This window comes from Gemmatimonadota bacterium (assembly GCA_026706845.1).
Classification (GTDB): domain Bacteria; phylum Latescibacterota; class UBA2968; order UBA2968; family UBA2968; genus VXRD01.
Genome location: JAPOXY010000069.1, coordinates 1 through 13,907 on the forward strand (window position 1 = coordinate 1; position 13,907 = coordinate 13,907).

13 protein-coding genes are annotated in these 13,907 nt (G+C 50.9%); 5 read left to right on the plus strand and 8 right to left on the minus strand.

All coding sequences use genetic code 11. The features are described 5' to 3' along the window. The 8 genes from OXG87_06635 to OXG87_06670 form a co-directional block, all read right to left on the minus strand. On the minus strand, positions 1–830 hold an 830-nt coding region (locus OXG87_06635), incomplete at its 3' end, for a sulfatase-like hydrolase/transferase (GenBank protein MCY3869217.1). Between the two features lie 14 nt (positions 831–844). After that, a complete protein-coding gene (locus tag OXG87_06640; protein ID MCY3869218.1) occupies positions 845–2,092 on the minus strand; it encodes an MFS transporter in 1,248 nt (415 codons plus the stop codon). Between the two features lie 44 nt (positions 2,093–2,136). Next, the gene (locus tag OXG87_06645) at positions 2,137–3,342 is read right to left on the minus strand and encodes a DUF5686 family protein (GenBank protein ID MCY3869219.1); all 1,206 of its coding nucleotides are present in this window, start codon (positions 3,340–3,342) and stop codon (positions 2,137–2,139) included. 8 nt (positions 3,343–3,350) lie between these two features. Continuing rightward, the gene (locus OXG87_06650) at positions 3,351–4,442 is read right to left on the minus strand and encodes a DSD1 family PLP-dependent enzyme (GenBank protein MCY3869220.1); all 1,092 of its coding nucleotides are present in this window, start codon (positions 4,440–4,442) and stop codon (positions 3,351–3,353) included. A gap of 19 nt (positions 4,443–4,461) precedes the next feature. Continuing rightward, positions 4,462–5,475 (minus strand): malate dehydrogenase, encoded by a 1,014-nt coding sequence (locus tag OXG87_06655; GenBank protein ID MCY3869221.1) that lies wholly within the window; start codon positions 5,473–5,475, stop codon positions 4,462–4,464. A 118-nt stretch (positions 5,476–5,593) separates the two neighbouring features. Beyond that, positions 5,594–6,778, minus strand: coding sequence for a tetratricopeptide repeat protein (locus OXG87_06660; GenBank protein MCY3869222.1), 1,185 nt, complete (start codon positions 6,776–6,778; stop codon positions 5,594–5,596). A gap of 136 nt (positions 6,779–6,914) precedes the next feature. Then, complete coding sequence (locus tag OXG87_06665; GenBank protein MCY3869223.1) at positions 6,915–7,100, minus strand: 4-oxalocrotonate tautomerase family protein; 186 nt, start codon at positions 7,098–7,100, stop codon at positions 6,915–6,917. A gap of 11 nt (positions 7,101–7,111) precedes the next feature. Continuing rightward, positions 7,112–8,446, minus strand: coding sequence for a hypothetical protein (locus OXG87_06670; protein MCY3869224.1), 1,335 nt, complete (start codon positions 8,444–8,446; stop codon positions 7,112–7,114). A 127-nt stretch (positions 8,447–8,573) separates the two neighbouring features. Between OXG87_06670 and OXG87_06675 the strand changes: the two genes are divergently transcribed. From OXG87_06675 to pabB, 5 genes are all read left to right on the plus strand, one after another. After that, positions 8,574–9,359 (plus strand): sulfite exporter TauE/SafE family protein, encoded by a 786-nt coding sequence (locus tag OXG87_06675; protein ID MCY3869225.1) that lies wholly within the window; start codon positions 8,574–8,576, stop codon positions 9,357–9,359. An 81-nt stretch (positions 9,360–9,440) separates the two neighbouring features. Continuing rightward, a complete protein-coding gene (locus tag OXG87_06680; protein MCY3869226.1) occupies positions 9,441–10,076 on the plus strand; it encodes a hypothetical protein in 636 nt (211 codons plus the stop codon). Beyond that, positions 10,076–11,350, plus strand: coding sequence for a hypothetical protein (locus tag OXG87_06685; protein ID MCY3869227.1), 1,275 nt, complete (start codon positions 10,076–10,078; stop codon positions 11,348–11,350). The genes OXG87_06680 and OXG87_06685 overlap by 1 nt, the downstream gene beginning before the upstream one ends. A 16-nt stretch (positions 11,351–11,366) precedes the next feature. Then, positions 11,367–12,161 carry a phytanoyl-CoA dioxygenase family protein gene (locus OXG87_06690; protein ID MCY3869228.1) on the plus strand — a complete coding sequence of 265 codons (795 nt, stop codon included), beginning with the start codon at positions 11,367–11,369 and terminating at the stop codon, positions 12,159–12,161. Positions 12,162–12,167: 6 nt separating this feature from the next. After that, positions 12,168–13,901 carry an aminodeoxychorismate synthase component I gene (gene pabB / locus OXG87_06695; GenBank protein MCY3869229.1) on the plus strand — a complete coding sequence of 578 codons (1,734 nt, stop codon included), beginning with the start codon at positions 12,168–12,170 and terminating at the stop codon, positions 13,899–13,901. The last annotated feature ends 6 nt before the right edge of the window (positions 13,902–13,907 follow it).

The window sequence follows — 13,907 nt, forward strand, 5'->3', positions numbered from 1 at the left end:
ACGCGCTGCACCTGATCATCGATAAACGTACAGTATCCCCAATAGGTCGCGATCACCTTCTGCCAATCGTGCCAAGTCAAATGACTGGCATTCCACCTGAGCATCTCCTTTTGCTGAACACTCGGTTTATCGACAAACTGCTCGTCGAAATTGATCCAGCGCGCCACAGTATCGGGATCGTACATCTCATCATAGGGTTCTGGGACACAATAGGGAAAATGTGGACCAAAAAAACTGCTACAAATCATAAAGGGTTTATCGACCTCACAAAATCCCTCAATCAGATCAATCGTCCTATCGGCAGTCCAGTGCTCCTGCATATACTCGGCGGGCAACTGCGACCGACCGCAAAACGGCGCGTCACCTCCCCATTCCATGCGCTGAACCTCCTGTGCATATCCCCAATCAAAACCCGCATCGCGCACACTCTGGTTCCAATCACGCGTCGTATGCCACGGGTCAAACCCCCAAAACTCGCTATCACCCTCCCTGGGCAAATGCCACTTGCCCACATAACCGACATTATAACCTGCATCAGATAAAATCTGAGGATAGGCGGGCTTATCCAGAATATTCAAATCAAAAGCCCGATTAAAATTGCCCATATTCGACATCTGCCCGTGATTGTGCGGAAACATCCCGGTAAGCAACGACCCGCGCGCGGGAGAGCAAAGGGCAATGGGCGTATAAGCCCGGCAAAAACGCATGCCCTCTCTGGCAATGCGATCAATCGCTGGCGTCTTGCACACCGCATTGCCATTGAATCCCAGCGCATCGTAGCGCTGCATATCGGTAAGCAAAAAAAGGATATTGGGTCTCTCCGTATTCATATCAACCCCCTGTGTCAGTAATCAGCTTTATCCCTCTGAAAACAAATCCAAAACAGAAGTGCCCCTACCCCCGTAAGCACAGCCCCGGTCAAAAAAAGACTCGAATACCCCGCAACCGGGATCATATACCCACCGCCCAGAGCCATTGCCGAATAGCCCACCCCCGACATCATAGCAGTCGCACCCGACATAGCTGTACGCCAGCGCACGGGCACCAATTCCTGGTGAAAAATGGCAAAAGCCGAGCGGCGAAGCGAAGCCATCGCCATAATTCCCACCAGACAACCCCCCGCAACAATCCAATTTGAAACCAGCGCCATAAAAAAAAGAAAAACAGCTGTAAAAACCGTTACCAGAACCACCGTCCGACGAATGCCCAAACGCGCAGAAAAAAACGGAAGAGACAACGCAGCCGGAACAGCGAGCAACTGGCCCGCGGCGAGTTGCACACTGATAAGAGAAAGACTGATATTGAGCCCTTCATCCATATAAACATTAAAAAATGTGCGCGCAGCCGCTTCGCCAGCAACGTGGAGAACGGAAATCAGCGAGGTAATAACAATAGCCGCAAGTGGAAGCGCAGGCACACTGGACACATCACCATTATCTCCCTCTTCCCGCTTGCGTTCAACCTGAACATCCTGCGTGGCGAGCAGCGCGAAAACCGCTGGAATCAGACAGAGCACCCCAATAAACAGCGTATAGCGGTAAACAACTGGCTGTGCGAGTGAAACATCGAGCACACCTGCCAAATAATCCGGAACAACGCCCCCCAACATACTCCCGACAAATCCCGAAAACGGCATCAGCGCGGCCTGCACGGCAAACACCGGATCGCGCTCAACCTGACTCGTAATACCCATCAAATAAGGCGTACCATTCACAATAAACAGCGCAATACCCATCACGCCGAGCGAATAAGATATTAAAATAAAATAATCGCGCGTGCCGGAAGAAAGCAACTCCGCCTGTGAAAGCAATCCAAAACCCGCCACAGACACACAAATCCCAACAACCATTGTAAACCGACTGCCCCAGCGCCCACCCAGCATCCCACTGGGCAAACTGGACAGGGCAAAACAAAGTGCCCCCGTGGCATTGGCCAACCCCACAAATTCGGTATTATACCCCAGGCGCAACAAATAGAGATTGTACAAAAGGGGATAAATACCACCAAAGAGGACAAAACCAAACAGCGCATTAGCCATTAAATAGAGACGCACATCGCGGGAAAAATGCACATTTGAAAAGAGAATAGGCATCTGGATCAGGATGTTCAAGATGGAAGGATGTTCAGGATGATCGGCTACTGATTGCTACCCAAACCGAGCTTTTGCCATGCCGCGGGTAGATTGCCTTGCAGGAGTTCGCTCTTCATGCGGATATGTGCCGTATCTCGATCTGCTGTATGTGCAGCCCAAAAAGTGCTATCTCGCGTGGTTGCCTCCGGCAGAATCACAATTTCCGGCGCTTCAAAAATTGCGGGAGGCAAATCCGTATTGAGATCATAGCGCAAGCAACGCGTGGTCGCTTGCGCGGTATAATCGCGTGTCATAATCGTACAAATTTGACGCTCGGGCAACCAGTACTCGTTGAGATATCGCGTATTTTGCTGATAAACCTGCCAGTGATCTATGCCGCGCAATTGCAAGAGCGCGGGAAAATTGAGACGCAGGTCATAGCCCACAAGCGAAAAATCATCGCGAGCGATCCATATATCGCCGAGCAAACCCGGCTTTTGCCCGTGCCGCGGCGACACACCAATGCGCGAAACGTGGAGATCGCCTACCTGCACTGTGGAAATGCGTTCATAGTGGTAGTGTTCAAGCGCATCGGGTGACAGGGGATGCGGCGCAATTTCAAAGGACTTATCATCTACAATACCCCGCGCAGGGCTTTGCGTAAGCCCCGGAGAAACACTCAACCGCCACCTGCCCCAATTGCGTATGCCAGTAATATGCTGCGCGAGACTATCGGGAGATTGGTAATAGCCTTTAATTGTGTATTCAATACCCGCAACGACTTCTTCTGTTCTGCGGTTGATCACCTTCTGGCTGCTGTACGCATCAAAAGCGTACGTAGCCATATTTGAGTAACCAGTGTGGAGATATTCAAAGCGGGTATTCGCGATCAGAAGGCGGATCAGATCGGTCGCAGAGTGCTCCTGCACTGTTGTTTCCTCGCGCAGGAGTATAGGGATGGATAAAAGTGAAAGTTCCAGCGTGGAGATCAAACCGCGCGAAAGCACGAGAGTCGTATCTGACGGGGCATACCCCTGGCGACGCGCCTGGACGTGTGCGATCCCCGACGCGAGTCCTTCTATCTCAATACGCCCATGCAGGTCAGTAATATAAACGCGGGGAAATTCGCCCGATCGGCGGATAACAACAGTGACATAAGGCAGGCTTGCACCCGTATCGGCATCGCGACACTGCGCGTCGAGAACAGATGTAGAATCTGTCTGGGCAGATAAAATTGAAGACCACAGGAAAGCAGAAAAAAAAAGAGGCAAAAAGCGGATCATTGTTTTTTGCCGCGCGCGAGAATATCCCACACGACTTCGACGCGGTCATTGCGCGTGCCGTAGATCTGATCGTGCAAAAACACGGTCATGTCGGAATATCCGGAAATAAATTGAATTTTATCGCCAATTTTGAGATCGCTATTCGTCAGGCTGAGCAAAGCGTGTTCTGCCGCCAGGCCCGTTACAACGACATCTGTTCGATCTTTGACCTCGGGCAATGAAGGATGGCTACTCGTTGTCTTGCGACCGGCATCGGCAACTGCGCGGTCGGGAGCCGCGCGACTGATAACCGTGGTCAGCACGGAAAGCGCGTGTTCCAGACCGCGAACATGGAGTCCATCGCGATAATAAGTATCCATAAAAATGCCCCCACCAGCCTGTATCTCGGTAATGCCGGGAAAATCGGGAGTAAACGCCAGAGTACCCGTGCCGCCCGCACTGACAATACCTACGCGCAACCCAGCATCCTCGATGAGATTCCGCGTCTTTGACAATTCTCCCACAGCCTTCCTGCATGCGGCTTCTTTGGCGGCATCATCCAGAGACATCGCGTGCCCCTCATAACCCATAATCCCCGCAAAAACCACACCGGGCGCGGCATCAGCCTCCTGTGCCAGCGCGAGGGTTGGAGCACCCGGCGGCACGCCACAGCGTTTCATACCAACATCTACTTCAACAAGCACGCGCACATCAACCTCAACATCTGTGGCCGCGTCACTTATCGCGCGGATATGAACGGGATCGTCAACCGCCACCATAACATCTGCACGGCGGCGCAGGTTGACCAGCCGCGCGACTTTTTCTCGCCCAACAACTTGATTGGCGATAAGTATGTCCGAAATTCCGGCATCTGCCAACACTTCGGCTTCACCGAGTTTGGCACAGGTAATGCCAATAGCACCCACGCGCAATTGTTTGTGGGCAATAGCGGGGGTTTTATGACCCTTGGCGTGGGGACGCCAGTGCAACCCGCTGTCTCGACATCGAGCCGCCATCTTCTGGATATTATTTTCCATCTTATCCAGATCAATGAGCAGCGCGGGCGTATCGAGCGCCTGTATAGATTGACCAATAGGAGAATAGGGCATAATGGACCTTCTAACTTTCTCACCCAATATGAACATTACTACCGCCCCACTCAGAAAGCGGAGGCAAGATACCGTCGTCAATAGTCTGGTCTCGCAACGCGGTCAGATGGGCGTAGGATTCGCGCAGGGCATTGATATCGTCTTCGGTGCCTTCGGGCATGGACCAACTCACCCCCGAAGCAGACAGGGTCACAGGCATAGCCATCATAATATGATCAAATTTTCCATCATTGAGATATGCACCGCAGGGCCAATCATAGGACTCGCCCGCCAGAACACCGCGCAGCATAAAAACGCTTTGTTGTGCTGGCGATTGAAACGAAGAACGCCCGCGCAGATCAATAATGCGAGCACCTCCCCCACGCACATGTTCTTGAACACCTGCCCATTCATCGGCACTCATGCCAACGCCATTGACGGTCTCTCCATTGAGAATATCGGTCAAGGGCGTGCCGTCAATCTGAATACCGCCGATAAACACGGCCATCTGTTCGCCGTGCCCCCCGTACGTTCGGCAACCCGTGACTTTGCTTTGCAAAATATCGAAATGTTGTGCCAGTCGGGTTTGCAAGCGCGTGCTATCGAGCGCGGCGAGCGTAGTCACGCGCCCAGGTTCGAGTCCCGAATGTACCAGCGTAGTCAGCCCCGTAATATCAGCGGGATTAAAAATAATGATGACAAACTTACAGTTGGAACAATACTGTTTGATATCAAGGCCGAGTTGTTTGGCAATTTCTGCATTATCGCGCCGCAAGTCTTCGCGGGTCATGCCCTCTTTGCGCGGCGCGCCTCCCGAACTGATAACATAAGAAGCGCCTTCAAGTGCTTCGGCAGCATCGGTTGTCCACGTCACATCGGCATTGGGAAAACTGCAGTGATAAACCTCCTCGGCCGCGCCTTCAAGCCCGGGCGCAAAAGGATCGTACATAGATACGCGAGACGCCGTGCCCGAAGACAGGAGCGTTTGCGCAAGGTTGGAACCAATGGCGCCTGCTGCGCCCATTACGGCAACCTTTTCATCTGTCAGGTACATCGATACTCCTCTTTCTGGTGAATGGATGGAGAAAACCCCGCACTTTTGTACGGGGTTTTGATAGTTGAATTGTTGATCTAAATACCCACTGTGGTTAGAACGAAACGCAACGGATCATCTACTCCTGATTCTGACTCTGAAGCGCTTCGTACATCTGAAATGCTTCGGTTGCTTTTTTCACGCATTCTGCGGCAACTTCGCCTTCCGATACTTCTGATTTGCGCGCATAAACGCGAGACAACGCCGCCCATGCTCTGGCATTACTCGCCTGCAACTCGGTCACTTTTGTAAAAGCGTCAATCGCCCTGTCAAACGAATCTATTTTGTCTGCGAGCAGACCAAGCTGGTACCACGCATCGGCGTCAGTCGGATTTGCTTCAACGCTTTTTGCAAACAGATCGAGTGCCTTATCGCCCTTGTCGAGTTGCTTATACGCAATAGCGAGATTGAACAGCGCGTCCATATTATCGGGTTGTATCTCAACCACTTTTTCGAGAATCTCAGCGGACTTTTCGTAGTTCTCAGCCTGCAAATAAATGGTTGCGGCAATATTTAAAATTTTTGGATCATCACCGGCAATAGCCAGTGCTTTCTCCGCTGATTCCGCCGCGCCTTCTTTGTCGCCCAGTCGATATTGGGCAATCGACATGTGCTCCAAAATATTGATTTCTTCGGGATCAATCTCATGGCCCTTTTTGAACATCTCAAGTGCTTCTTCAATCCGTTCGACATTCATAAGCGCGCCGCCCAGATTGAAAAAGGACTGCGCTTTTTTGGGGTTGAGTTCAATCGCTTTTTGATACATCTCAATACCCGCTTCTGAATTGCCCGAATTGAGATGCGTAATAGCCAGCCCTTCATAAGCATCGGCTTCATTGGGGTTAATGGTAATAGCGAGATCGAATTGCTCCATGGCAAAATCGAACCTCTGGGCATTCATCCCCTTGACGGCCATGTTGTAATACCGCGTCCAGAGCTCTTTGCGATCGGCATCGACTTTCCTTTTCCACTTTCTGTCCGTTGCCAGATTATAGTGCTCATTCATCTCTTCAAAAAGCTCTTTCTGGCTGTAGAGCCAGCCCAAATAATACTGGACCTCGGAATCGTCGGGGCGTCCTTCCGCCGCGATCAAATACTGCTCCATCGCCTTGTCGTATTGGCGCTGGTTGATATACAATTTGCCCGAGCGTTTGGCTACAGAAGCCTGCCCTTTGGTCACTTTTGCCTCTGCGGTCTGTACGAACAATGGCGTCGCAGCAAAGGCCAGTGCAAGGGCAACAATAAGTCCGCGTTTAAATGTCATGGGAATCTTCCTTTCTCAACGCAACCGGCGCGTTCCGGCAGCAGGTTAAATGACAATGCACACCGCCAATATATGCAGTGTGCAAAATCCTGTCAAGTCTATGCGCGAAGGCGCGAACTGCACGCCGCTATTGCCCTCATTGTTCCGACAAAAGCGTGCCGCCTCGCGCCCAGTGATCGCGGGGAATATCTTCGATAACAACCATCGTGCCATCTGCTTTGGCATCGCAAATATTGACCATCGCATCGGTAATAGCTCTGGCGAGTTCGCGTTTTTGCTCGTGCGTGCGGCCTTCGAGCATTTTAACATTAATGAAAGGCATCGTACCTCCTTTTAAAAAATAATCAGTTCTGGACTTTGCAACCTGGGAATCGCGAGTTTGGATGCGCCAAAGGAAAAAGCAACTGGCAAGCTAAAGCCGCGGATAGCACCCAGGGTTCTATTATTCTCGAGATCGACGATAAAGACCTGCAAATTGCCCGTTGTAGCAAAAGCGTCGAGTCTTTCAACACCGGTGACATAGACCGTCTTACCATCGGGTGTAAGGCCGATATTTGCCACACTTTCACCGACAAAAATTTCGGCTGTTTGCTCCCAAGTTTGTGTATCAATAACCGCAATACCTCCCCAGAACGCGGGCACGGGATTGCCCAACGCATCAAATCCCAAAAAGAATCGACTGAGAGATGCGACAAGGCGCGTGCCATCCGCGGAAAGCGCGATATCGCGGACTTCAATACCCCGATCATTGGCCTGACCGAGCGTGAGGCTATCGGCAATTGCTCTGGTGCTGGTATTGACTTTGAGCACGCGGCCCCCGCGGATATTATTGAGATAAAGGCTTTGTCCATCGGGCGAGACAGCCAATCGACTGACGGTCTGGCCCACAGAGATACTGTCAATCAGCGCTGGAATACCCGTGTCAATAACAGACACGGCAGTTGTAGCAAGACCGTGCCCAACAAAGAGGCGTGCGCCATCGGGTGAGATAGCAATACCACTGGGCGTGGGCGGAACATCGATGATATCCAGAGATTGACCTGCAAGCACATCAAAAACTTCGACTGTCGCACCGGATTCTTCGGTCATGTATGCAAATTGATGATTGGGGGAAAGCACAATGCGAAACCCGCCCCGACTCGTAAATCCTCCGCCGGGCGCGACTGGCATTTCGAGTGAGAGTTGAAACACGGGGAATCCATCTTCAGTAAATGCGTGGAAGGTATCGATAGCTGCCACATAAAGCTGCTTGTTGATATTGGAAAACGCAATACCCCGCGGAAAAGAAACGGGAATCGTTCGGCTGGGATTGAGCAAATTGGTCGAGAGGTCAAGAACCTGAATATTGCCAATTAAATCGCTAACATAAAGAAACCGGGGCGCTGGTTCTGCAGGTGGAGGTGGAGGCGTCGGACTTGAAGACCCGCCGAAAGCATTGACAAAAAGCAGAAAATCCGAAAAATCGATTGTGCCATTGCCGTCGAGATCGAGTTTTTCATCAAAATCAACCTGACCTGCGGACTTGCCAAAACCCTGAGCAAACGTCAGGAAGTCAGTAAAATCGACTGTGCCATTGCCATCAAAATCAGCAGATTTTGTTTCCTGGGCATCGAGCAATGAAGATGCCAAAATTAGTGTGAGAGATAATGCAATCGCGGTATATTTCATAATATTTCCTTTTCGAAGGGTACTTATGATACATTTGGCCGTTGAAGCTGTCAATCTGAATTGATTACATTTTGGGACGTTTCCCATTTACTTATAGTTCCCGGTTCTACATAAAATAGGAGATATTGTGTTACCCGATTATCCGACGATTTTCTGGATTCTGGCTGTCATCTCTGTGATTTTTGTCGGTATAGCCAAAGCCGGATTTGGCGGAGGCGTTGGCATTTTGGCGACACCACTCATGGCACTTGTCATTCCCGTGGCAGACTCGGCGGCGATTTTGTTGCCACTCTTAATGGTTTGCGATGTATTTGCCGTTGCACACTACCGCAAGCATTTTCATCGGCGCAGTGTAAAATTGCTCTTGCCCGGTGCTGCAATCGGGATCGGTATAGGCGCATTATTCTTTGGATATTTCAGCGCGAATGAGCGCGTATTACAACTCGGTTTGGGAATTTTGAGTTTGTTCTTTGTGGTATTCCAGGCTTTGCGTGCAGTGATCACGGGCGCACTGACAAAACGACATCCCCACAGTGCAGAAGGCGTTTTCATGGGCGCAGTTGCGGGCTTTACGTCAACCATCGCTCATGCTGGCGGTCCCCCCACAACCATCTATTTGCTACCCCAGCAATTGCCCCGCGACCTCTTTGTGGGAACGACCGTAATTCTTTTTGCCGCAATCAATCAGATGAAATTAATTCCCTATTTGGGATTGGATATTTTGCGGGTCGAACATCTCGTCACAATCGCAATCCTATCCCCATTGAGCTACGCGGGTGTGAGATTGGGCATTTTCTTAAACAAGCGATTCACAGACCACTGGTTTAATCTAATCGTCTATTCAATTTTACTTATCGCAGGCGTGCAGTTGATTTCGGGCCAAAACCTGATTCAGTTGTTAGGCATTGTGTAAACTGTAAAATTGTCCTATTTTTTAGAAATAAAGGGCCGGGGACTGGTGTGATCCTTTCACGTCTCACTCTGGAGGTTGGCCATGGCATCGCGCATCTGCTTTATACTGACCTGTCTCATCGCTTTTTCCGGGTGTTATACGCAACTTCGGGCACCGCGCGTTCATCGTGAACAACGCGCCGAATCCCCTGTCAAACCTTCTGAGAATTCTGTACAGCGATTTGAATATTACTACTACAATTATTGCAATCCATCTCCTTTCCCATTTTACGAACCATACCGTCCATATCGGCGATACCCGCAATGGAACCGGCACCGCCTCATCTGGAAATATTCGAGTTGGGCAAGCGTGTACGACCCGTGGTGGCGAGGATGGTCGCCGAGGATTTTGGTACCTCATATTGTATATGCGCCAGCGCCAGTAGTAAGACCTCAGATAGAACGCGAGCAAGTCAATCCACGCCCCCGTATCAGGTACACAGGCCTGCGTGGCGCACCCGCATCGGCCAGCACAATTCGGTCGGGCAACACCACAACAGAAAGCACACCTGCAGCACAGCCGGAGAACTCGCGCAGCACAAAAACGAAACGCACACAGCAAACGGAGAACTCGCGCAGCACAAAAACACAATCATCAGAAAAATCAAAAAAAGAAGAAAAGTCTGAAAAGCGCGAAGAGAAACGCTCAACGCAGCGCCGCAGAGGGGGGATGAGATAATGGCAAAACATCTCTGTATCCCGACATTTGTGATTTGCGTCTTCGCGGTATCCATTCCCGCACAAGAAGTCGCTCTCGATAGCTTTTCTGGCATTGGTGCCCGCGCCATGGGCATGGGCGGTGCTTACATTTCCGTATCCGATGATTTTTCTGGCTTGTTCTGGAACCCCGCGGGGCTGGCGCAGATCGAGCGCGGAACCGTAAACTGGGGCGTTTCGCACGACCGCTTTCGCAACATATCGCAGTTTTTTGACCGCTCTTCAACACTCGAATTGCGCAGTACGCGCATTGCATCTCTGGGATTTGTTTATCCCGTCCCCGTGTATCGCGGGAGTCTGGTCTTTGCCGGAGGTTTTGGGCGCAATCAAAATTTTGACGGAGGATTACAGATCGATGCGTATGATACCATCGCCAATTTTGATAAAGCGGGATTTGCAGAAGACAAAGGTGCTCTCGGCGCGTGGACATTGGGGGCTGCAATTGATCTGATGCCGCGATTGTCGGCGGGGATCTCGCTGTTTCGCTGGGGAGGAACCAATCGCTTTTTACAGGAATTGACCCTTGAAGATGTGCAGCGAGTACACGCCGACACAGTACGCATCTTCCAGCGTTTTGAATCTGAGGAACGCTATTCTGCCTGGGGTATCCAGGGTGGCATTCGGTATTGGCATCCCACGGGTTTCCAATTTGGCATTGTGGCAACAGCGACCACGCCTTTGCGCGTATCCGCTGAGCTCGCAGATGAATTTGAAGACGAGTTTGAAGACCGCACAGATACCTATCCACGCGAATCTTTCTCGGACGCATATGAAATTCGTCAACCCCTGACTTTTGGGATGGGAATTGGATGGGCGGCGGGCGGATTGACGGTGAGCGGCGACGTGCATTACGGCGACGTGCAAGAAGTAACTTACGAGATTTTGCCGCTCAATATTGCACCCAATGTCGATGACTTCCGGCGGCAATATCGCAGCGCAGCGCGGCTGCATTTGGGATGTGAATATGTCATTTCTCATTGGGACATCGCGTTCAGAGGCGGTTACTACCGCGACCCGGTTCGCTATGTGGGGGGCGGCAGTGTCCCAGAAATACAAATTGAGACAGACCGAGACGCGTGGACACTCGGTTTGGGCACCGAATTGGAAAAGGCTGTAACTCTCGATTTTGCCGCTGTTATTAGCGGCTACAAAGCCATTGAAGGCAATCGCGCAGATCGCGTGCGTGTAGTGCGGGTGCTCGCTTCCGCGCGTTTTTATTTTTTTACAGGACTTTAGGGAAGGAGTTATCTAAATGGGTCAGCATATTTCTGAAGCACAGTGGGCAACTTATGAAGCGCAGGGGTATCTTCATCTCGGCAATGTAATGGACGATGGGGAACTGGAGGCATTACAGCAGCGAATTGATGAGATCATGCTGGGCACGGCGTCCATCGACTACGACCATGTGATGATGCAACTGGATTCCGACCCCGAGAACAATGGAAAACCCGGCCCACAGAGCAAAGGACATAAATACGCGACACTCGGGTATCGCAAAATTCAAAATTTGGAATTGGATCCCCTCTTTCTCTCGTTTTTGCAAAAACCACAATTCCGAGAAATCTGCGAACACATCTATGGCAAAAATACGCCTGTAGATTGTTTTCGAGCGATGTTTATGAACAAACCCGCACACGACGGCACCCCGCTGATATGGCATCAGGACCGCTGGACCGATCTAACCCTCGATCCCCAAATCACGATATGGACGGCTCTGGATCCCACATCAGTTGAGAACGGCTGTGTGAAAATTATTCCGGAATCGCATCACAGGCTGATAAATCCCGAGCAAGGCTCCGGATTTTTGACCGAAGAACACATCGAGACCATTGTATCTCAATACGAGCCAATAGATTTAATATTAGAAGCCGGCGACTCGGTTTTGCTCCACAACTGGATGCTGCACAGTTCGGGCGTAAACACCACAGATATTGCGCGACGCGCATTCAGCGTGTGTTATATGCACGGTGACACGCGCTCATTGCGCGGCAACACCTTCACCCGGGTCTTTGGCAAAGGCGCAGTGGTTCCCAAAGCCGTCGCGTAATCGCGTATGTCAGAACCCATCGTTTTATTTGAATCGCATCGCAAAGGTGCGAGTTTTCGTTTTTGCGACCTGCGCGATATCATTTGCGTTTCGCACCCCAAAGATGTTGGTCCCGCACTCGAACGCATTGAACGGGCAGTCCATTCGGGATTACACGCAGCGGGATTTTTGTCTTATGAAGCCGCATCGGGCCTGGATCCCGTTTTAAAAACGCACGTACCGGGAGATTTTCCGCTCATGTGGTTCGGCCTGTTTCGGCATCGCGAACATATCCCTGTCGGAACACCGAATGGTGGGCACTACGATCTGGGCGCGTGGCGCCCCTCTGTTTCGCGTGCTGCTTACGATACCGCCCTGAATCGCATTCGAGACCTCATCACTGCCGGTGATACCTATCAGGTTAATTACTCTTTTCGGCTGCGAGCAAATTTTTCGGGCAATAGCCTGGACCTTTACCGCGATCTATGTCGGGCGCAGCGCACGGATTATGCGGCGTATTTGGATATCGGACGTTTTCAAATCTTATCGGCTTCACCCGAATTGTTTTTTTCATTAAAAAATAACACGTTAACCGCGCGTCCGATGAAAGGCACTGCACTTCGGGGACGGTGGTGGAAAGAAGACGAAGCGCGTGCAAAACAGCTTCAGAAATCCGAGAAAGACCGAGCAGAAAATGTGATGATCGTCGATTTGCTGCGTAGCGATTTGGGGCGCATTTCAAGTAGTGTGAAAGTGCCATCACTATGGCAGGTCGAGCGTTATGAAACCGTATTGCAGATGACCTCAACCGTAACATCGCGCATGCGTTGTGGCGTGGGATTGCGCGAACTGGCGACAGCACTCTTCCCGTGCGGCTCTGTGACCGGCGCGCCCAAAGTGCGTACCATGGAAATTATCAAAGAAGTAGAGCGAACTGCGCGGGGAATTTATACTGGAAGCATTGGCTACCTATCGCCGGGAGGGGACATAGCCTTTAATGTGGCGATTCGCACAGTCTGCATTGACCGCAAAACGGGTATTGCAGAATTTGGTGTGGGTAGTGGCATAACCAGCGATTCCTCAAATGATGGCGAATACGAAGAGTGTTTGACCAAAGCGCGCATGCTTGCCAAACAACAACCCGCTTTTGACTTATTTGAAACCCTGCGATACGAAGTCAAAAACGGGTTCTTCTTGATAGATCGTCATATAGATCGGATAGAAGCATCCGCGCGATATTTTGGATTTGCTTTTGATCGGTCAAGCGTCCTATCTGCGCTCGAAAAGGCAGTATCGGGCCTGGAATCATCACATCGGGTGCGCCTTGTCCTATCGCGCGAGGGCTGTGTAAAGGTCGAAATCGCACCACTGAAAAATACATCGCAAAATCGCGCGCTTTCCGCCCGTATCTCATCGCTGCCGGTTGACAGCCGCGATCCCCTCTTATTTCACAAAACAACGCGCCGCGATCCCTATACCTATCGATTGAACAGGTACCCAACCTGTGAAGAAATCATTCTCATCAACGAACGCGGCGAAGCAACAGAATGCAGCATTGGCAATCTCGTCGCAAAATTGGATGACCTGTATGTAACACCTCCCATTTCCTGTGGTCTATTGGGCGGCACCTTTCGCGCCGAATTATTATCACGGGGAAAACTTGCAGAGCAAGTGTTAAAAGTAGATGACCTGAAACGCGCGGAAACACTCTACATGATCAATTCTGTGCGAAAATGGACAAGGCTTAAACTCGTAGATTAGGAGATT

Excerpts from the sequence above, each read along its gene's own strand:
- OXG87_06660 (MCY3869222.1), bottom strand. The coding sequence starts at position 6,778 with ATGACATTTAAACGCGGACTTATTGTTGCCCTTGCACTGGCCTTTGCT.
- pabB (MCY3869229.1), top strand. The coding sequence starts at position 12,168 with ATGTCAGAACCCATCGTTTTATTTGAATCGCATCGCAAAGGTGCGAGT.
- OXG87_06690 (MCY3869228.1), top strand. The coding sequence starts at position 11,367 with ATGGGTCAGCATATTTCTGAAGCACAGTGGGCAACTTATGAAGCGCAG.
- OXG87_06650 (MCY3869220.1), bottom strand. The coding sequence starts at position 4,442 with ATGCCCTATTCTCCTATTGGTCAATCTATACAGGCGCTCGATACGCCC.
- OXG87_06670 (MCY3869224.1), bottom strand. The coding sequence starts at position 8,446 with ATGAAATATACCGCGATTGCATTATCTCTCACACTAATTTTGGCATCT.
- OXG87_06685 (MCY3869227.1), top strand. The coding sequence starts at position 10,076 with ATGGCAAAACATCTCTGTATCCCGACATTTGTGATTTGCGTCTTCGCG.
- OXG87_06655 (MCY3869221.1), bottom strand. The coding sequence starts at position 5,475 with ATGTACCTGACAGATGAAAAGGTTGCCGTAATGGGCGCAGCAGGCGCC.
- OXG87_06640 (MCY3869218.1), bottom strand. The coding sequence starts at position 2,092 with ATGCCTATTCTCTTTTCAAATGTGCATTTTTCCCGCGATGTGCGTCTC.
- OXG87_06680 (MCY3869226.1), top strand. The coding sequence starts at position 9,441 with ATGGCATCGCGCATCTGCTTTATACTGACCTGTCTCATCGCTTTTTCC.
- OXG87_06665 (MCY3869223.1), bottom strand. The coding sequence starts at position 7,100 with ATGCCTTTCATTAATGTTAAAATGCTCGAAGGCCGCACGCACGAGCAA.